The organism is Flavobacterium franklandianum (assembly GCF_007097365.1).
Taxonomy (GTDB): domain Bacteria; phylum Bacteroidota; class Bacteroidia; order Flavobacteriales; family Flavobacteriaceae; genus Flavobacterium; species Flavobacterium franklandianum.
Map to the genome: position 1 here is coordinate 352817 of NZ_VJZR01000003.1, position 22069 is coordinate 374885.

15 protein-coding genes are annotated in these 22069 nt (G+C 35.7%); 14 read left to right on the top strand and 1 reads right to left on the bottom strand.

Annotated features, from left to right (window positions below; translation table 11 throughout):
• Positions 1–9 precede the first annotated feature (9 nt).
• The 8 genes from FNW17_RS06260 to FNW17_RS06295 all read left to right on the top strand — a co-directional run bounded on the left by FNW17_RS06260 (position 10) and on the right by FNW17_RS06295 (position 11181).
• Complete coding sequence (locus FNW17_RS06260; RefSeq protein ID WP_144071159.1) at positions 10–1632, top strand: arabinan endo-1,5-alpha-L-arabinosidase; 1623 nt, start codon at positions 10–12, stop codon at positions 1630–1632.
• Positions 1633–1740: 108 nt separating this feature from the next.
• Positions 1741–2724, top strand: a complete 984-nt coding sequence (locus tag FNW17_RS06265) for a glycoside hydrolase family 43 protein (protein WP_144071160.1) — start codon at positions 1741–1743, stop codon at positions 2722–2724.
• 13 nt (positions 2725–2737) lie between these two features.
• Positions 2738–3730, top strand: a complete 993-nt coding sequence (locus tag FNW17_RS06270) for an arabinan endo-1,5-alpha-L-arabinosidase (RefSeq protein ID WP_144071161.1) — start codon at positions 2738–2740, stop codon at positions 3728–3730.
• Between the two features lie 52 nt (positions 3731–3782).
• Positions 3783–5768, top strand: a complete 1986-nt coding sequence (locus FNW17_RS06275) for an alpha-L-arabinofuranosidase C-terminal domain-containing protein (protein ID WP_144071162.1) — start codon at positions 3783–3785, stop codon at positions 5766–5768.
• 167 nt (positions 5769–5935) lie between these two features.
• Entirely contained in the window at positions 5936–7603 is a 1668-nt protein-coding gene (locus FNW17_RS06280) for a ribulokinase (protein ID WP_144071163.1), read from the top strand.
• A 10-nt stretch (positions 7604–7613) separates the two neighbouring features.
• Positions 7614–8315, top strand: coding sequence for an L-ribulose-5-phosphate 4-epimerase (locus FNW17_RS06285; RefSeq protein WP_144071164.1), 702 nt, complete (start codon positions 7614–7616; stop codon positions 8313–8315).
• 78 nt (positions 8316–8393) lie between these two features.
• Positions 8394–9902, top strand: a complete 1509-nt coding sequence (gene araA, locus FNW17_RS06290) for an L-arabinose isomerase (protein ID WP_144071165.1) — start codon at positions 8394–8396, stop codon at positions 9900–9902.
• Positions 9903–9996: 94 nt separating this feature from the next.
• Positions 9997–11181: an aldose epimerase family protein gene (locus FNW17_RS06295; RefSeq protein ID WP_144071166.1), complete on the top strand. Its 1185-nt coding sequence runs from the start codon at positions 9997–9999 to the stop codon at positions 11179–11181.
• A gap of 124 nt (positions 11182–11305) precedes the next feature.
• Here FNW17_RS06295 and FNW17_RS06300 read toward each other — a convergent pair whose 3' ends face one another.
• On the bottom strand, positions 11306–12175 hold the full coding sequence (locus FNW17_RS06300; RefSeq protein WP_144071167.1) for an AraC family transcriptional regulator: 870 nt from the start codon (positions 12173–12175) through the stop codon (positions 11306–11308).
• 110 nt (positions 12176–12285) lie between these two features.
• Here FNW17_RS06300 and FNW17_RS06305 point away from each other — a divergent pair, with 110 nt between their 5' ends.
• From FNW17_RS06305 to FNW17_RS06330, 6 genes are all read left to right on the top strand, one after another.
• On the top strand, positions 12286–13101 hold the full coding sequence (locus tag FNW17_RS06305) for an SDR family oxidoreductase (RefSeq protein ID WP_144071168.1): 816 nt from the start codon (positions 12286–12288) through the stop codon (positions 13099–13101).
• Positions 13102–13103: 2 nt separating this feature from the next.
• A complete protein-coding gene (gene uxuA / locus FNW17_RS06310; protein ID WP_144071169.1) occupies positions 13104–14273 on the top strand; it encodes a mannonate dehydratase in 1170 nt (389 codons plus the stop codon).
• A gap of 614 nt (positions 14274–14887) precedes the next feature.
• A complete protein-coding gene (locus tag FNW17_RS06315) occupies positions 14888–15100 on the top strand; it encodes a hypothetical protein (protein WP_143389792.1) in 213 nt (70 codons plus the stop codon).
• A 516-nt stretch (positions 15101–15616) separates the two neighbouring features.
• Complete coding sequence (locus tag FNW17_RS06320; RefSeq protein WP_144071170.1) at positions 15617–18583, top strand: glycosyl hydrolase 115 family protein; 2967 nt, start codon at positions 15617–15619, stop codon at positions 18581–18583.
• A gap of 143 nt (positions 18584–18726) precedes the next feature.
• Positions 18727–21186, top strand: a complete 2460-nt coding sequence (locus tag FNW17_RS06325; RefSeq protein ID WP_144071171.1) for a glycoside hydrolase family 95 protein — start codon at positions 18727–18729, stop codon at positions 21184–21186.
• 47 nt (positions 21187–21233) lie between these two features.
• On the top strand, positions 21234–22067 hold the full coding sequence (locus FNW17_RS06330; RefSeq protein WP_143389789.1) for a sialate O-acetylesterase: 834 nt from the start codon (positions 21234–21236) through the stop codon (positions 22065–22067).
• The last annotated feature ends 2 nt before the right edge of the window (positions 22068–22069 follow it).

Consider the following 22069-nt stretch of genomic DNA (forward strand, 5'->3'; position numbering starts at 1 on the left):
AAATATCAAATGAAAAAATCAAATTCCATTTTAAAATTAGTGCCTTATTTGGTACTGTTTTTATTGGCTATAGCAGTTAGTAGTTGTTCTGGAGATGATACTCCAACACCCGTTCCACCAGTTGTAGTTCCGCCAGTTGTGGTTCCACCAGTTGTTTCAACATTTGCTGGGCCTACTTATTCGGATAATTACATATCTATAGCTTCTTGGAGTACTAATTCACAATGGAATTTAGCCAACGTTCATGATCCTTCAGTAGAAAAATGTGGAGAATATTATTACATGTATCAAACTGATGCTTCCTATGGAAATGCCCATGACGGTCACGGACATTTTCCTTATAGACGCTCCAAAGACCTTGTTACATGGGAATATATGGGATCGGCAATGGTAACAGCACCAGCTTGGGTAAAAGATTCTTTGAACAATAAAAGAGCGCGAATGACTCCTGCCTTACCAGAAATCACAAATCCAAGATACGGGTATTGGGCTCCCTACATCAAAAAAGTGGGAAGTAAATACCGCATGTATTACAGTATTGTAGTTGATGAACCGATTACGGGAACCAGTTTTGAGACCTCGTGGTCAGAAAGAGCCTTTATAGGATTGGCAGAATCAGACGATTTAGCCACAAATGTTTGGGTTGACAAAGGAATGGTGGTATGTTCTGAACCGGATGGATTAAAACCCTATTCTTTTGCAGGTAGTAGAAATTGGGAAAATGCTTATTTCAAATTTAATGCCATTGATCCAACACTAGTCATCACTCCTGAAAGTGATCAGTATTTAATTTATGGTTCTTGGCACTCCGGTATTGCAGCTTTGAAATTGAATCCAACTACTGGAAAACCGGATCAATTAAAAACACTTACCGATTATGGAACTCGAATCGCATCGCGAAGTGCAACAAGTCGTTGGCAAGCTTCCGAAGGACCAGAGATTATATACAATCCAGATACTCAATATTATTATCTTTTCTTAGCTTATGACGGACTTGATGTTCCTTATAACACTAGAGTTTGCCGCTCCAAAAGTATTACTGGGCCTTTCTTAGGAATCAATGGTGCCAATGTTACCAATGGTGCCGATTGTTGGCCAATGCTTACACATCCTTATGGATTTAATGGTCACACAGGATGGGTTGGATTTTCGCATTGTGCTGTGTTTCAAAATCCAGACACCAAACAATGGTATTACGCATCTCAGGCGCGATTGCCAAAAGATGTACCAGGTGTCAATGCGTCGAATGCTCTTATGATGGGTCACGTTCGAGCCATAAAATGGACAGAAGACGGTTGGCCTGTAGTCGATCCTGAACGATTTGCAGCGGTGCCAGAAACTACTATTACTGATGCCTCTTTCATTGGAACTTGGGAACAAATTACAGTGAATTATCAATATGCCGTTATTCAAAAATCAGCTACAATATATTTGACTGCTGACAAAAAAGTGAGCGGTGCAGCTACAGGAACTTGGTCCTATGACAGCACCAACAAAACACTTACCGTAAATGGTATAAAATGCAAAGTTAGCGACGCTTGGGATTGGGAAGCCGCTACCAGAGTGGTTACACTAACCTATTCGGGGCTTACCACAGCAGGAGTTCCTATTTGGGGCAAAAAAATAAATTGATTTTTTTTAATAGTTAGTTAGTTAGTTAGTTAGTTAGAAAAAATGCTCTTTCTTCTTTTAGGAAGAGCATTTTTATTAAAAAATTGGTTTTCAAAAACCATAAAATACATGAAAAACACATTCTTAATTCTATCTGTTTTTATTCTTATTTCTTCTTGCAAAACTATAAAGCCAGATGAAATAAAGGCTTCTGCCAATGGTAAAGTGGTTCAAAACAATAACCCAATCATAAAAGACAAATTCACGGGCGATCCTGCGGCTTTGGTTTACAAAGACAAAGTATATCTTTATGCAGGTCACGACGAAGCGCCCAATGATTTCAATTTTTATAAAATGAACGAATGGCTGGTGTATTCTTCATCCGATATGGTAAATTGGCAAGAACATCCTATTCCGTTAAAAGTAACAGATTTTGCTTGGGCAAAAGGTGATGCTTGGGCAGCACAAGTCATCGAACGCAACGGAAAATTTTATTGGTACGTTACCGTTTCGCACGGAACCATCAACGGAAAAGCTATAGGTATTGCCGTTTCCGACAGTCCAACGGGACCATTTAAAGATGCTTTAGGGAAAGCAATTGTTACTAATGATATGACCACACAAACTAAAATCGACTGGGACGATATAGATCCAACAGTACTGATTGACGATGACGGTCAAGCCTATCTTTTTTGGGGAAACACAGTTTGTCATTATGCGAAACTAAAAGAAAACATGATCGAATTAGACGGGCCAATTCAAACGATCAGCTTGCCTAATTTTACCGAAGCACCTTGGATTCACAAGCATAAGGATTGGTATTATTTATCGTATGCCTATGAGTTTCCTGAAAAAATTGCCTACGCTATGAGCAAATCCATTAACGGACCTTGGGAATACAAAGGAATCTTGAATGAAATTGCAGGAAATTCAAACACAAACCACCAATCCATAATTGATTTCAAAGGGGTTCCTTATTTTATTTATCACAATGGGAGTACTCAACCTAATGGTGGTAGTTTCAGAAGATCGGTTTGCGTTGATAGATTGTATTATAATTCAGATGGAACTATGAAACGTGTAATTATGACTTCGGAAGGAATCCAAAAATAAAACTCAAACTGATATGAAATTTTCTAAAAACTTTCAAAAAGCATTCTCTTTTCTAGCACTATTGATGTCGTTTTTTTCTTCGGCTCAGGATATTTCAGTTCATGATCCTGTAATGATTAAACAAAAAGATACCTATTATTTATATTGTACCGGAAAAGGTATCAGCGTTTTCAGTTCTAAAGATTTAAAAAATTGGAACAAGGAACCCGCCATATTCCCAGAAAAACCTCTTTGGGTGAATCAAGTAGTTTCTGATTTCGACAATCATATTTGGGCTCCAGATATTTCTTTTCATAACAATATGTATTATTTGTATTATTCCGTTTCGGCTTTCGCCAAAAATACTTCGGCGATTGGCGTGACGATCAATACCACTTTAGACCCAAAAGACCCCGCTTACAAATGGGTCGATCAGGGAATTGTCATTCAATCCATACCCAATCGGGACCTTTGGAATGCCATTGATCCTAATTTAACTTTCGACGAAAACAACACACCTTGGCTGGCTTTCGGCTCTTTTTGGGAAGGTTTAAAAATGGTTAAATTGAATTCCGATTTAATATCAATTGCGCAACCAGAGGAATGGTTTACCATAGCAAAACGCAAAAGAACCTTCGAATTAGCAGATACTGATCCAGGAGATGGAGCACTTGAAGCACCTTTTGTTTTTAAAAAGAACGATTATTATTATCAATTTTTATCTTGGGATTTGTGTTGTCGTGGAGAAAAAAGTACGTACAAAGTGGTGGTTGGTAGATCCAAAAAAATCACAGGTCCTTATGTAGATAAGGAAGGGAAACTTTTGAACGAAGGAGGAGGAACGTTACTCATTCAAGGGAATCAAAATTGGTTTGGTGCAGGTCACAACAGCACTTATACTTTTGACGGGAAAGATTACATTGTTTATCACGCTTATGATGCCAAACAAAAAGGAAGACCTGTTTTGCAAATAAAACAGTTGCAATGGGATGCCGATTTATGGCCTGTTGTAGAATCTTTAAAATAAAAAAAACCGAAAAACAATCAAAAGTAAAGTTCGAATTTAAACTAAATAAAAAATGAAAAATAACCTAATTACAAATATTAGTCTTTGCGGATTATTGTTCGCCAGTTTTCTTGCCAATGCCCAAAAAACAACTTTGGAAGTGAATACCGTCAAAACCATTGCAAAAATTCAACCCACAATGTATGGTGTCTTTTTTGAAGATATCAACTTTGCTGCCGATGGTGGTTTGTATGCTGAAATGGTTAAAAACCGCTCTTTCGAATTTGAAAATCCACTTATGGGTTGGAATCAACCCAATAGCGACAGACATTCTTTCAACAAGCAATCAGGAATTGCAACTACTGTCAAAGTATTGGAAAATAAAACCAATCCCAATTTTTTGAGAGTTATCATTAAGGATGACAAAGGTTACGAACTGATAAATGAAGGATTTCGTGGTATGGGAATCAAAAAAGACGCGAAATACAATATATCTTTAAAAGCTTCTAATCACGACGGAGCCATCAAAAAAATTAATATTCAATTTATTGATAAAGACAAAAAAGTCCTAGGCGAAACTAGTATTGTTCCAACATCAAACGATTGGCAGAATTATACAGCCCAGTTCACGGCTACCCAAACCGAAGCAAAAGCCAAATTAAAAATCACTTTCGTAGGTGCAGGAACGATCGATTTGGATATGATTTCGTTGTTCCCACAAGACACTTGGAACAACAGAAAAAATGGGTTACGAAAAGATATTGTGCAACTTTTATATGATATGAAACCTGGATTTTTGAGATTTCCTGGTGGTTGCATTGTCGAAGGAAGAACGTTGGCACAACGGTACCAGTGGAAAAAAACCGTTGGTGATGTGGACAAAAGAGAAACATTAATCAACCGATGGAATACGGAGTTTGACCACAAACCAGCACCTGATTATTTTCAAACTTTTGGTTTAGGATTTTTCGAATATTTCCAACTTGCCGAAGATATTGGAGCATCTCCTTTACCAATTTTGAGTTGCGGAATGGCTTGTCAATTCAATACGGGCGAATTAGTTCCTATGGATGAATTGAATCCTTATGTGCAAGATGCTTTAGACTTAATCGAATTTGCGAATGGTTCAGCGGATACTCCTTGGGGTAGAATTAGATCTGAAATGGGACATCCAAAACCTTTCAATTTAAAATTAATTGGTGTTGGAAACGAACAATGGGGCCCAGAATATATCGAAAGATACAAAGTTTTCGAAAAAGCCATTAAAGCCAAATATCCTGCAATGACTATTGTTTCTGGAGCTGGGCCATTTCCTGACGGCGACTATTTCGAATATGGAACGAAAGAACTTAAAAAACTGAATGCTGAAATCGTGGACGAACATTATTATAAAAACCCAAAATGGTTCAGGGATAATGTTACTCGCTATGATAATTACGACCGAAAAGGGCCAAAAGTATTTGCCGGAGAATATGCTGCACAAAGTGTAGCGATAGCAAGTCCTGACAACAAAAATAATTGGGAATGTGCTTTCTCAGAAGCGGCTTTTATGACTGGTTTAGAACGAAATGCCGAAGTAGTTCACTTGACGTCTTATGCACCTTTGATGGCTCACGCAGAAGCTTGGCAATGGACACCAGATATGATTTGGTTCAATAATTTAGAAGCGTATGGTTCAGCAAATTATCAGGTGCAAAAAATATTTGCAACTAATAAAGGAACCGATTTATTGGCGATTACCAAAGATGGGAAAACAGTAATTGGACAAAATGATTTGTTTGCATCAGCCGTAAAAGATGTAAATTCTAAAGAAATTATTGTAAAATTAGTGAATGCTGCAGCAAAAGCACAAGAGGTTACTATCGATTTAAAAGGAAATAAATTACAATCCAGAGGGATAGTTACAACACTTACAAGTGCGAATTTAGATGACGTAAATTCTTTTGAATTTCCAAATAAAATTAGTCCAACGGAAAGCGAAATTAAATTGAAAGGCGACAACGTTTCAGTGAGTTTGCCAGCCTATTCTGTGACTGTTTTGAAATTAAAGTTAAACTAAAATCAGTAGAATAAAATAAAGACAATCATATGTGTTTGTTTATACTCTAAAACACCTGATTTATTGAAGTTTTGATAAAAATGAGATAGCTAAATTTAGTTAAGTGTTTATAGTACACTTAAAAAATAAATAGAGTACATTTGTCTTTGCAATTTAAAGTATTAAGAATGAAAAATTACGTTATAGGATTAGACTATGGTTCAGACTCAGTTCGTGCCGTTTTAATCGACACAGAGAATGGTCAAGAGTTGGCATCCGATGTTTGTCATTACAAAAGATGGGGAAACAAAGAATATTGCAACGCATCGATAAATCAATTTCGTCAACATCCTTTGGATCATATCGAAGGCTTGGAATCTACAATAAAAGCAGTGGTTGCCGCTGGAAAAGTGGATCCTTCACAAATAAAAAGTATTTGTATCGACACCACAGGTTCATCTCCAATTCCAGTTACTGCAGACGGTACTCCGCTTGCTTTGACAAAAGGTTTTGAACACAACCCAAATGCGATGATGGTGCTTTGGAAAGATCATACAGCCATAAACGAAGCCAACGAAATCAATGAATTATCTGCCAATTGGGGTGGAGAAAATTTCACCAAATACGAAGGCGGAATCTATTCATCTGAATGGTTTTGGGCCAAAATTTTGCACGTAGCTCGTGAAGACGAAGCGGTTAAAAACGCAGCCCACACTTGGATGGAACATTGCGATTTGATGACGTATTTGTTGATTGACGACAAAGATTTAAAATCTTTCAAAAGAAGTCGTTGCGCAGCTGGACATAAAGCAATGTGGCACGAAGACTGGAATGGTTTGCCTCCAGTAGAATTTTTAGAAAAATTAGATCCGTATTTGGCAACACTTCGCGGAAACTTATACGACGAAACCTATACTTCAGATGTAGTTGCTGGAAATTTAAATCAGGAATGGGCAACCCGATTAGGACTTACAACAGACACCATAATTGCCGTTGGAACTTTCGACGCGCATTCTGGAGCTGTTGGAGCTAAAATCGACGAGAACACTTTAGTTCGCGTTATGGGAACCTCAACTTGCGATATTTTGGTTTCTACCAAAGAAATAATTGGAACAAAAACCGTAAAAGGAATTTGCGGACAAGTGGATGGTTCGGTTATTCCAGGCTACATTGGTTTAGAGGCGGGACAATCCGCTTTTGGCGATGTTTTGGCTTGGTTCAAAGAAACGCTTTCTTGGCCTTTAGATAATTTGGTTTATACTTCTAACCTATTATCTGACGAACAAAAAGTACAATTAAAAGCGGAAGTGGAGTCTAATTTCATCAAGACTTTAACGCAACAAGCCGAAGCCATTCCGTTGTCGGAAAGTATTCCTACTGCCTTGGATTGGGTAAACGGACGACGAACTCCAGATGCTAATCAAGGATTGAAAAGTGCTATTTCCAATATTTCATTGGGAACAAAAGCACCACATCTTTTCAAAGCTTTAATCAATTCTATTTGTTTTGGTTCTAAAAAAATCGTGGACCGTTTCGAAGAAGAAGGCGTTCGCATTGACAGCGTAATTGGTATTGGAGGCGTGGCCAGAAAATCACCATTTATTATGCAAACTTTAGCGAATGTGTTGAATAAACCTATCAAAGTAGCCGCTTCAGATCAAGCACCAGCGTTGGGAGCAGCGATTTATGCAGCCGTTGCCGCTGGAATTTATCCAAATGTGATTGAAGCCAGCAAAAAAATGGGAAGCGATTTTGAAAGCGAATATTTTCCAGAATCAGACAAAATAGAAGCCTATCAAGAATTGATGGATTCTTATTCTGATTTAGCTCAATTTATTGAAAGTATAACAAAATAAAAACAGCAGAATGAGTTCAAAATATGCAGCTTTAAAACAAGAATGCTACGAGGCCAATATGGAACTGAACGCCTTGAAATTAGTGGTTTACACTTTTGGAAACGTCAGTGCTGTTGACAGAGAAAATGGTGTTTTTGCCATCAAACCTAGCGGTGTTCCATACGAAGATTTGAAACCCGAAGATATTGTGATTGTTGACTTCGACAACAACATTATCGAAGGAACAAAACGACCTTCATCAGACACGAAAACGCACGCCTATTTATACAAAAACTGGCCAAATATTGGTGGTGTTGCCCACACTCATGCTACTTATTCTGTAGCTTGGGCGCAATCGCAAAGAGACATTCCAATTTTTGGAACCACTCACGCAGATCATTTAACAGCCGATATTCCTTGTGCCACCCCAATGAGTGATGCACTTATCGAAGGGAATTACGAACACAATACGGGAATCCAGATTTTGGATTGTTTCAAAGAAAAAGGACTTTCTTATGAAGAAGTTGAGATGATTCTTATTGGAAATCACGGGCCATTTGCTTGGGGAAAAAATGCCGCAAAAGCAGTTTATAATAGTAAAGTTCTAGAAGTTGTAGCTGAAATGGCACATCTAACTTTATTGATAAATCCAAATGCTCCAAGATTGAAAGATTCTCTAATCAAAAAACATTACGAACGCAAGCACGGAAAAGATTCGTATTACGGTCAGTAGTCAGATTGCAGATTTCAGGTTGCAGAATTCAGATTTTAGATTGAATAGATAAAAGATTAAATAATTAAAAAATATATAATGATAAATATTGCCCAAAAAGAAATTTGGTTTGTAGTAGGAAGCCAAGAGTTATACGGTGAAGAAACACTAAGAAAAGTTGCAGAACATTCGCAAATAATTGCAAAAGGATTGGACGCATCTTCAAAAATACCTGTAAAATTGGTGTACAAAGATGTGGTAAAATCTCCTGCTCAAATCCTAAATGTATGTTTAGAAGCCAATTCCAACAAAAACTGTATTGGTATTGTAGCTTGGATGCACACTTTTTCACCAGCCAAAATGTGGATTGGTGGATTGAGTATTTTGAACAAACCTTTGTGTCATTTGCACACACAATTCAATGCTGAAATTCCTTGGAGTTCTATCGATATGGACTTTATGAACTTAAATCAATCGGCTCACGGAGACAGAGAATTTGGTTTCATTATGTCTAGAATGCGCAAAAAACGCAAAGTAATTGTTGGACATTGGGAAGACGAACGCGTTCAAACCAAATTAGGAAACTGGACAAGAGTAGCTTTGGGTTGGAATGAATTGCAAAACCTAAAAGTAGCTCGTATTGGTGATAATATGCGTGAAGTAGCCGTTACCGAAGGCGATAAAGTAGAAGCTCAAATTCGTTTTGGCGTTTCAGTAAATGGTTTCGATTCTTCGGATGTGACCAAACATATTGATAAAGTTACTGACCAACAATTGAACGATTTATTGGCTGTTTACGAAGCTTCTTATAGCTTAACCGACGATTTAAAAGAAGGTGGGGCCAAAAGACATTCATTAGCCGATGCAGCAAAAATTGAATTGGGACTAAGAGCTTTCCTTGAAGAAGGTGGTTTCGGAGCATTTACAGATACTTTCGAAAATTTGGGTGCTTGGAAACAATTACCAGGAATTGCAACTCAACGTCTTATGGCCGATGGTTATGGTTTTGGTGGTGAAGGAGACTGGAAAACTGCAGCTATGGTAAGAGTTTTGAAAGTAATGAATGTTGGTCTTGAAGGAGGAACTTCTTTTATGGAAGATTACACGTATCATTTTACACCTCAAAAATCTTATGTTTTGGGTTCACATATGCTTGAAATTTGTCCATCAATTGCTGACGGAAAACCATCTTGCGAAGTACATCCGTTAGGAATTGGAGGTAAAGAAGACCCAGCTCGTTTGGTGTTTAATTCTCCTGCTGGCGAAGCTATCAATGTATCTTTAGTCGATATGGGAACTCGTTTCCGTTTGATCGTAAACGAAGTTGTTGCCGTAAAACCAATGGCTGAATTACCAAAATTACCTGTAGCGCGTGTATTGTGGGATTGTAAACCAAACCTTGACATCGCTGCAACTGCTTGGATTCTTGCAGGTGGAGCGCATCACACGGTTTATAGCCAAGCGGTAACTACTGAATTTATGGAAGATTTTGCCGATATTGCAGGAATCGAATTGGTTGTAATTGACAATCAAACAACCATTCGTAACTTCAAAGATACTTTGAATGCAAATGAAGCTTATTTTCACATTTTCCAACACGGTTTGTAAATAAAAAAATTGAAAGTTTGAATGTCTATGACAATGCGTTTTTTGACATTCAAACTTTCAAACTATTAATAATTAACAAAAAAAAACACAAATTATGAATGTATTAAAACGTTGTATTTATGGATTTTCCTTACTAAGTTTAGCTTTTCTTACTGTGCAATGTAAGGATGCAAAAAAAGACGAAAAACAAGAAAATACAACTCCAAAAACGGATAGCGTGTCTATAGAAAAAAAAGAATTCGGAACAACTCCTTCAGGTCAAAAAGTAGATGTTTATACATTGAAAAACCAAAAAGGAATGGAAGTCAATATCATGACTTATGGTGGAATTATAACTTCATTGAAAGTGCCTAACAAAGCAGGTGTTTCTGAAGAAGTGGCAATTGGTTTTAACAATTTAGAGCAATATACTAAAGCTAATCCTTATTTTGGAGCCCTTATCGGAAGATATGGAAACCGAATTGCAAAAGGAAAATTTACTCTTGATGGCAAAGAATATCAATTGGCAACCAACAATGGAGCTAACGCTTTACACGGTGGACCGGAAGGTTTTCACAGAGTGATTTGGACTGCTGAAGAAGCCAAAGGTGGAGATAATGCTGTTTTAAAATTAAAGTATATCAGTAAAGATTTAGAAGAAGGTTATCCTGGAAACTTAACTGTTTTTGTGACTTATACGTTGAATAATGACAACTCTTTAGACGTGCTTTACGAAGCAACGACTGATAAGAAAACGGTTGTAAACTTGACTCAACATTCGTATTTCAACTTGGGAGCCGATTTTACAAAAACCATTTTGAAAGACGAAATCACTATCGATGCAGATAAATTAGTTCCTGTAGATGCGGATTTAATTCCAACAGGAAAATTGATGGATGTAACTAATACTCCATTCGATTTCAGAAAACCAAAAGTAATCGAAAAAGATATTAATGTTACCGATGATCAATTGAAAAAAGGATTAGGATATGACCATTGCTGGGTTTTAAATAATCAAGACAAAGGTTACCGTTTTGTAGCTTCTGCCTATAATGCTCCAAGTGGAAGATTACTTGAAGTTTATTCTGATCAACCGGGAATCCAACTTTACACAGGAAACTTCTTAGATGGAAAATTACCAATGCGAAATGGCGGAACTTACGCTTACAGAACAGGTTTGTGTCTTGAAACGCAACATTATCCAGATTCGCCAAATCAAAAAGATTTCCCTACCACAATATTAAATCCGGGAGAGAATTATAAAACAAAAACAACGTTTAAATTCTCTGTAAAAAAATAAAAAAACACTAAACAAAATTTTTGTTTAGGTACGAAATAATTTAAAATGATTTGGTTTTTTAAATTAGGTTAGTAGTTATAAAAACCTGAAAAGTCAATTTTTCAGGTTTTTTTTATTTCAATCATTACCGACTGAGCATCATTTTTCTATATAAAGATGGAACATGACCTGTGTTTTTTTTGAATGTTTTATTGAAATGGGATATCGTTTCAAAACCACATTTGCTGCTTAACTGCGAAATACCGATATCTTCCATCAGCAATAGTTTACACGCAAAACCAATCCGCATATCTAAAATGTAGTTTTTGAAAGATTTGCCTGTTTTACTTTTAAAATAACGACAAAAAGCAGCAGTATTCATCGCAGCAAAAGAAGCAATTTCTTCAAGGCTAATATTTCGGGTATAGTTTTTATTCAAAAAGGAAATTACTTTATCAATTCTTGCAGTATCATAAATCGTTTCATTAACAAAATCAGTTGTCGAAATAATTTGTCGGTTATCTGTTTCTGACATTTCTTTTAAAATTTCTAAGAAAAGCATCAGTTGATTTAAACCGTTTTCTAAAGGTACTTTCTCTAATAAATCCTGCAATTTTAGAAAGTGACCTCGAGCAAAATAAATCCCTCTTTGCGATTCTTGAAGCAGATTTTTTATTTTAATAAAATGCGGATAATTGTTTACGGCATAATACATAAAATCTTTTTCAAACTGAATTATGGTGCCTTTTACCCTTAAATCATTATTGCCTGAATGATACACCTCATCACTTTTCAAAAAGTGTGGTAAATTACTACCAATAAGCAGAATATCGCCAGCTTCATATCTTGTTATACTGTTTCCTACAAACCGAGTTCCTGTACTTTCTTTAATATAAATGATCTCATATTCCGAATGAAAATGCAAGGGATAGGTAAAATGATTGTAATCATAAAAACGGACATTGAGTGGGGCGAACTCCGAAATAAGAAGTCGTTCGTTCATTATTGTTTTCATATCAATTAGCTTTAAATTGCAAAAATAGAATTAGTATGTGCAAATTTAGGAAATATATTTAGTTTTACTTATACTTAAATTTGTTTGGTAAATTTTTAAAACAAACAATTATGAATGATGCATTTAGTATTCAAGGAAAAATAGCTATAATTACTGGAGCTGGTGGAGTTTTGGGAGGAAGTATAGCCAAAAGTTTTCTGCAAGCAGGAGCAAAAGTAGTAGCCATCGATATTCACGAAGAAAACCTAAATAAAAGGGTAGCTGAACTTGCCGTTTTTGGGAGTGATGTAATAGGAGTTGTTGGCAATGTGCTTGATATGGAAAGTCTAGAAAATGTATCGAAAGAAGTATTGGCAAAATGGGGCCGAATTGATATATTATTGAATATTGCAGGTGGAAATCTTCCCGGAGCAACATTGATGCCTGATCAAGAGTTTTTTGATATGAAAATTAGCGATTGGGACAAAGTAACCAACCTAAACTTAAACGGAACCGTTTTTCCAAGTATGGTATTTGGACGAGTGATGTCGAAACAAAAAAGCGGTAGTATTATCAACATGTCTTCAATGGCTGCTTATTCAGCAATAACTCGTGTACCAGGGTACTCAGTTGCGAAAACTGGAATTAGCAACTTTACACAATGGTTGGCTACTGAAATGGCATTGAAATATGGTGATGGCATTCGTGTAAATGCATTGGCACCTGGATTTTTTATTGGAGATCAGAATCGTGCAGTACTTATTAATCCTGATGGTTCGCTTACGGATAGAAGTAAAAAAGTATTGGCCAAAACACCAATGGGACGTTTTGGAGATATAGCAGAATTAAACGGAACTGTTCAGTTTTTGTGTAGCGATGCGGCCAGTTTTATAACAGGAGTGGTATTGCCAGTAGATGGTGGTTTTAGTGCTTTTAGCGGAGTTTAATTATGGAAAAAACATGGAGATGGTTTGGCAAAAAGGATAAAATAGCTTTATCTATGCTTCGGGAAATTGGGGTTGAAGGCATCGTTTCGGCATTGCATGATGTTCCTAATGGTGAAATCTGGTCAGAAGAAGCTATTCTTGATTTAAAAAATTATATCGAAGCATCTGGATTGCGTTGGTCGGTTATAGAAAGTCTTCCTGTAAGTGAAGGTATAAAAAACAATGCGCCCAATAGAGACCAACTTATTGATAACTATATTGTAAGTCTTGAAAATCTTGGAAAATGTGGCTTGAAAACAATCTGTTATAATTTTATGCCAGTGATCGATTGGATCCGAACTGATTTAGATTATAAATTGGAAGATGGAACTTCGACTTTGTATTTTGATAAAATCAAATTTGCCTATTTTGACATCTTAATTCTTAATCGAAAAGATGCCGACAAAGAATACACTAGCGAAGAACTCAAAAAAGTATATGAACTAGATAAAAGTATTTCCGAAGAAGAAAAAGCACAATTGATAGATACTATTATTGTAAAAACACAAGGATTTATCAATGGAAACATAAAAGCTGGAGACCAAAACCCTGTGGCTATTTTCAACAGGTTGCTTGCTGTTTATGACAACATTGATAAAAATGAATTACGCGAAAACTTGTGTTATTTTTTAAACCGTATTATGCCTGTTTGTGAACAATACGATATAAATATGTGTATTCATCCTGATGATCCACCGTTTCAAATGCTTGGATTACCACGTATCGTTACTAATGAGGAAGATATTCAATGGATTTTGAATGCTGTTGATAATCCACACAACGGATTGACTTTTTGTGCAGGTTCATTGAGCACTGGAATCCTGAATAATGTTCCTGAGTTGGCACGAAAATTTGCTTCTCGTACTCATTTTGTGCATCTAAGAAGTACAGAAACTTTAGAAGGAGGCAATTTTATTGAGGCTTCACATCTTGAAGGTCGTGGACATTTAATAGAGTTAGTTACCATATTTGAAGCAGAAAACCCAAAATTACCAATGCGTGTCGATCACGGTCGAATGATGTTGGGCGATGAAGACAAAGGATACAATCCAGGCTATTCTTTTCACGGTCGAATGTTTGCTTTGGCACAAATGGATGGTGTAATTGCAACCGTTCAGTATTTGAATAAATAAATACATTACAAGATTATAACAAAGCCTTGAAATTGATTTTTCAAGGCTTTTTTAATTTCTAAAAGGTAAGGTAGTAGCAATTTATTCGATTATAAATAATTAAAATATAGTTTAATAAATATACATTCAATATTATTTTACGTATTTATTAGGGTATATTTTAAATTAACGTTTTTTTTTTTTTGATATTAATAAAAATAATTTACACAATCGGTTGTGTATATAATTTTTTTATTTATATTTGTTCAAGTGAATTATTATTTAATCTTTTTGAAGGGAATTGTAATTACAAGCATAATTTAACACAAAACTAATTAACCAAGTTAATCAATTTATTTATGACTAACTTTTTAGTTATTTAAGCAAATCAAAACATTTTAAACATCTGGGGTTCTAACTTCTTTTGTTTATGTTTTTGTAGTGGCAAATGACTATACGATAGTGTCAGGAATAGTTTTCGATGCATAGGGATTAATTCCAGGAGTAAATAATTCTCTTATAGGAGGAAAAAATGGTGTTTCTGCAAATATTGATGGAAAGTATTCCATTAATAATGTACCAGCCTATGCAGTATTAATATAAAGTTTTAGGGGTTTATAACTCAAGAATTTGCTGTGAAAGGTCAATCTAAAATTAATATTGCGCTATTAGAGGAATCAAATAATTTAAAAGAATTAGTAATAATTGGATATGGTACCCAAAGAAAAGTAGCGGTTACTGGTTCGGTTGCTTCTATTAACGGATCGACATTAGGAGATGTGTGGTCTTCTAATATTCCACAAACTTTACAAGGGAGTCTTGCTGGGGTTGAAATTGCTCAGACCTGAACAAAATCCGGTACTTTCATGCAAATTCGTATTCATGGTGCACGTTCGTTGTCTACAAGTTATAATTAGTATAATGTAAAAATACCTGTGTCAAACTTGTTTTGACATAGGTGTTTTATTAGCAATTTTTGTGTTATAAAATTCATAAAGATTGTCAAATTAAATTGTGAAATAAGTTTTAAAATAGAAATTTATGCACAATAATTTTGAATTTTTAGTTAATAGGTTGTTTTTTTTACCAAAGTCGGGAGCTGGTTACTCCCGACTTTTTTTGGTATATTTTTTCAAGTAATATCAATAAAGCCTATATAACTTATTAATAAATTGTTGTTATTTAATCTCTTTGCTTTTTTTATTATAAACATGCTTTTTGATTCTAATTAAATTACTCTTTAACAAAGTATAAGTCAATTAATAACGATATATCTATATCCAATATTATTGATAATTTATTTTTTTAATAATTTTATAAGATTTAATACGCATATATCTATTTTTAATTAAAATATTATTCTCATGTTTTTTAAAACTATAAATTGTTCATTTTTTCACCCGAGTTTTCGCTTTTTGGTTGGTTTCTTGGTGGCAATATTCCTGCCAACAACGGCATCGGCAATCGGAGAACCATCCTATATATCAACTATTGTAGGTAAAAATTTCTTCACACTTTCTGCAACAGGCAAATCAAGCCCACTATTCATTGGCACAAACGATTATCCTGGAGTACTAAGAGCATTAAAAGACTTGCAATCCGATATTAAAAAGGTCACAAATTTTCCTCCAAATATAGTTTTTGATAAATTACCCAATAACAAGCAAATTGTAATAGTAGGTACTTATGGGAAAAGTCCAATCATTGACAAGTTAGTAAAAAGCAAAAAAATTGATATTAAAGATATAGTAGGCAAATGGGAGGCTTACACCATTCAAACGGTAGATAATCCTTTTCCAGGAATTGATAAAGCTCTTGTAATTGTAGGAAACGACAAACGAGGAACTATTTATGGCATATATGATTTATCTCAACAAATAGGTGTTTCGCCCTGGTATTTCTGGGCAGATGTTTCCGTTGCTCATAAAGACGCTCTTTATGTAAAACCAATAAAACACACTCAATCACCAAGTGTAAAATACCGCGGTATATTTATAAACGACGAAGCTCCCGCTTTGAGCAATTGGATAAAAGAAAAATATGGCATGGTAAAACCCAGCCAAAATCCACCTATTGGTAATGAAGTTGCCAATTATGGTTCTGAATTTTATTCCAAAGTATTTGAACTAATGCTCAGAATTAAAGCCAATTATCTGTGGCCAGCGATGTGGAATAATGCCTTTAACGAAGATGATGCTAAAAATTCCCGGCTAGCCGATGAATACGGTATCGTAATGGGCACTTCTCATCAAGAACCCATGATTCGTGCGCAACAAGAATGGGATAGACGCTACTTCCGCACTTTAGGACATTGGAATTATAAAAAACATACCGACACCTTAGAAAAATTTTGGAGAGAAGGTGTTCGTCGCAACAAAAACTACGAAAGTATTGTTACTTTGGGACTTCGTGGAGCTAATGATTCAGAAATGGAAGGCGACCTAAAGTCGAATATTGCGATGGTCGAAGGAATAGTTAAAAAACAACAAAAAATAATTTCCGAAGAAATGAATTCTGACATTAACCAAGTTCCCCAATCTTGGTGTTTGTACAAAGAAATTATGGATTATTACAATGAAGGTATGAAAGTCCCTGATAATATCACACTACTTTGGTCTGATGATAACTGGGGTAATCTCCGAAGACTACCAACGCCTGAAGAACGCCTGCGAGCTGGCGGTTCTGGAGTTTATTATCATTTTGATTACCACGGGGGACCACGCAGTTACGAATGGATAAACACGAATCCAATTTCCAAAATTTGGGACCAAATGTCGCTTGCCAAACAATACGGAGCCGACAGGATCTGGATTGTAAATGTAGGGCATTTCAAGGGATATGAATTGCCTATGGAGTATTTTATGAGCCTCGCTTGGGACACCAATAAATGGACAAATTCTAATATAAATGAATACACTCAATTATGGGCTGCTAGAGAGTTTGGAGATGAGTATGCCAATGAAATTGCAGATATTTTATCAAAATATACCAAATACAATGGACGCCGAAAAATAGAATCATTGACTCCACAAACCTACAGTGTAATAAATTACCAAGAAGCCGAAAATGTAGTAGCTGATTTTAATAAAATCACTGCACAAGCCGAAGCTATTTATGCAAAATTGCCCAAAGAAAAAAGAGATGCTTTTTATCAAATAGTATTGTTTCCAACTAAAGCTAGTGCTTTGGTTAACGAATTGTATTATAGTGCTGCAAGGAATAATTTATACGCCAGCCAAAAACGGGTAAGTGCTAATGTTATGGCAGCGCAAACCCGTGAACTTTTCAAGCAGGACAAAACCCTGATGAACCATTACAATCAAATTTATGCTGATGGAAGATGGAATCATTTTATGGATCAAACCCATCTTGGTTACAATAATTGGATGCCGCCAAGAGAAAATAGTTTGAGAGCTGTTCCTCTATTGGATGTTCAACCATTAGCCAAAGCATCAATGGGAATAAGTATTGCAGGAACTGAGGAAAGTTGGCCAGGTTCTTCGGAAAAAGCTATTCTTCCCGACTTGGATATCTTTAATAATAAAGAGCAGTTTATCGAAATTTTTAATAGTGGAAAAATCCCTTTTGAATACACCATTAAAACCGATGTTCCTTGGCTAACTTTTAGCGAAAGCAAAGGCAAAATCGACCAAACTGACAAACGGATTTGGGTAAAATTAAATGAAAACCTATTGCCAAAAGGGAAAACTCAAGCCAACATTACCATTTCAGGTGCAGGGAAGGAAGTTTCTTTAAGTGTTCAAGCATTTAATCCTGAAGACAATAATATAAAAGGATTTGTAGAAAGTGGTGGATTAATTGCTATTGAAGCCGAGCATTTTTCAAAAAACAAAGAAGAAGGTGATCGCAAATGGATTAAAATAGACGATTACGGACTTACATTGTCTGGAATGAGAGCTACAGCACCAGCCAATTCTCCTGCAGCAACGCCCAAAAAAGATGCTCCTTGCCTAGAATATCCTGTATATTTATTTTCTAAAGACAAACTAGATATTACTTTGATAACCTCGCCGTTACTTAATTTTATTCCTAATAAGGACATTCAATTTGCCGTTTCATTTGATGATCAAGAACCGCAATATGTTACCAATGTTCCTAATGATTATAAAATAAATTCTCCCGAATGGTCTAAAGCGGTAGTAGATCAAGCCAGGCAATCTAAAGTAAGTATAAATGTGCCTCAAGCAGGTTATCATAATTTAAAAGTTTGGATGGTAGATCCAGGAGTTGTAATCGAAAAAATAATAATCAATACAGGAGGTTTAAGACCAAGTTATCTCGGGCCTAAAGAGAGTTATTTTAAAAAATAATAAAGTAATAATTTTTTTTCAAAATTCTTGCACGTAAAAATGTTTTACGGCATGAATTTTGTTTCTAATTTTTTAAGTGTATATTTAACACATAAAACATTTGTGAAAATATAAATTACATAAACATAAATCAGTTATTTGTAATGAAAAAAGTATATATATTAATCTTTTTATTAGGGGTTTCACTCGTACACTCACAAGAAACTCAAAATCTAAAACTCTGGTATAACCAGCCTTCAGGTGATATATGGGAAAATGCCCTGCCAATTGGCAATGGGCGTTTAGGAGCCATGATTTATGGCAATGTGGACAAAGAAATAATTCAGCTTAATGAGCATTCACTTTGGAGTGGAAGTCCAAATCGTAACGACAATCCTGCAGCTTTGAAAGCTATTCCTGAAATCAGAAAACTTATATTCGAAGGAAAACACAAGGATGCCGAGAAGCTTGCCAATCAAAATATAATTACAAAGAAATCGCATGGACAGATGTTTCAACCCTTGGGAAATCTGAATCTAGTTTTTGACGGACACGAAAATTATACCAATTATCATCGAGAACTTGATATAGAAAAAGCTGTTGCAAAAACCATTTATACATTGGGAGATGTTACTTACACTCGGGAGACATTTGCTTCAATGACTGACAGAGTTATTGTAATGAGAGTTTCTACAAGCAAGGCAGGCAGCCTCTCTTTCAAGGTGGATTATACCTCTCCTCAAAAACAAAAAACTTTTGCCACTACCCCAAATAAGGACCTGACTATTTTTGGTGTTACCAGTGATCACGAAACTGTAAAGGGTATGGTAAAATTTAAAGGTATCACGCGTATCAAATTGGATGGAGGTTCACTTTCTTCAACAGACACGGAACTTAGTATAAAAAATGCAACTACTGCTACCATCTATATTTCGATAGCCACCAATTTTAACAACTATAAAGACATCAGTGGTGATGAAAATAAAAGAGCCACCGAGTATTTAAATAAAGCTTTTTCAAAATCGTATGACAAATTATTGACAAGTCACATAGCTGCTTATCAAAAATATTTTAATCGTGTGAAATTAGATTTAGGAACTACTCCAGCGGTAGATTTACCAACCGATGAGCGCCTGAAAAATTTCAGAAATACCAATGACCCCAGTTTAGTATCGCTTTATTTTCAATATGGAAGATATTTACTCATTTCTTCATCACAACCAGGAGGTCAGCCTGCCAATCTTCAAGGTATTTGGAATAAAAATATAAATCCAGCTTGGGACAGTAAATACACCATTAATATCAATGCCCAAATGAACTATTGGCCTGCAGAAAGAACCAATTTGGCTGAACTGCACCAACCCTTTTTAGAGATGATAAAAGAATTGTCTGTTACGGGTCAAGAAACTGCCAAAGTAATGTATGGAGCCAAGGGTTGGGTGGCGCATCATAATACTGATATTTGGCGAGTCACGGGTGCTGTTGACGGTTCTTTTTGGGGAACTTGGCCAGAAGCTGGCGGTTGGCTGAGTCAACATTTATGGGAACATTATCTTTATAATGGTGATAAAACATACCTAGCTTCTGTATATCCTGCAATAAAAGGAGCAGCTCAGTTTTATGTTGACTTTTTAGTAGAAGACCCACAAAATAAGTGGTTAGTGGTAAGTCCAAGTATTTCTCCAGAAAATTCACCAAAAAGCTTTGAAGGAGCTTCGATAGATGCTGGTACTACAATGGATAATCAAATTGTATTTGACATTTTTAGCACAACAATTCGTGCTGCAGAAGCTTTAAATACTGATACAGCTTTTATAGAAACGCTCAAAAAAACACGGAATCGACTAGCTCCAATGCACATTGGTCAGTACAACCAACTTCAGGAATGGCTTGATGACATAGATGATCCCAAAGACAATCATAGACATATTTCGCATTTGTATGGTTTATTTCCTTCTAATCAAATTTCGGCTTATAAAACCCCTGAATTGTTTGCAGCAGCCAAAAATACATTAATTCAGCGTGGTGATGTTTCCACTGGCTGGAGTATGGGTTGGAAAGTGAATTGGTGGGCAAAATTGCAGGATGGTAATCACGCTTATAAACTCATTCAAAATCAACTCACACCACTAGGTGTTAATCCTGGTGGAGGAGGTACGTACAACAACCTTTTTGATGCGCATCCACCATTTCAAATTGATGGAAATTTTGGTTGTACTTCAGGAATTTCCGAAATGCTTGTACAAAGTTCAAATGGTGCAATTCATTTGCTTCCTGCTCTACCCGATGTTTGGAAAGATGGTAACGTCAATGGGTTGAAGACTAGAGGAGGTTTTGAAGTCCTCGAAATGCAATGGAAAGATGCCAAACTAATAAAATTAGTTATTAAATCAGAGCTTGGTGGTAATTTGAGACTTCGTTTGCCTAATACTATGAAGCAAAAATCGGGTGCCGATTTATTGGATGCCAATGGAGAAAACCCAAATCCTTTTTATTTTGTTGCTGAAACGCCGGTGGCTATTATATCTAAAAAAGCTACTATTATGTTGCTCGAACTTAAACCAACTACGATTGTTGATATACCAACTAAAAAAGGGAATGTTATTACATTGCTTAGTAAATGAAAAAATAATTTTATAAAATATTGAAAACAAATTTAAACTTAAAAGAAATGAAAAATAAATTAAGCCTGTTGTTTACTGTTACAGTATTGTTTTTTGGAACAAATACATTTGCACAAAATCCTAAATTTCATATTTATCTCTGTTTGGGACAGTCTAATATGGAGGGAAGTGCCAAAATTGAACCTCAAGATACTATTGTGAATGCCCGTTTTCAAGTTTTAGAAGCGGTAGATTGTGATAATTTAAACAGAAAAAAAGGACAATGGTACACAGCTGTTCCTCCTTTGAGTCGCTGTACAACAGGGCTTACCCCAGCCGATTATTTTGGAAGAGAAATGATTGCCAACCTTCCAGAAGATGTGAAAGTTGGTGTTATCAATGTAGCCGTTGGTGGTTGTAAAATAGAACTTTTCGACAAGGATAATTATGAGTCTTATGTGAGCACGTCTCCACAATGGTTAAAATCGACAGTAGCTCAATATGACGGAAATCCTTATGCGAGATTAGTAGAAATGGCTAAAATTGCTCAAAAAGATGGTGTTATAAAAGGAATATTATTACATCAAGGCGAATCGAATACCAATGATACATTGTGGACTAAAAAGGTAAAGGTAGTTTATGATAATTTATTGAAAGACCTTAATCTTAAAGCAGAATCTACACCTTTATTGGCTGGTGAAGTTGTGCATGCAGATCAAGGCGGGATATGTGCGAGTATGAATAAAATAATAGCTACCCTGCCAGAAATAATTCCAAATTCATATGTGATTTCATCTAGCGGATGTCCTGATGCCGCTGATAATCTTCATTTTTCTGCCGAAGGATATAGAATGTTAGGCAAGCGATATGCTTCCAAGATGCTTGAATTGACAAAAAAATAAAA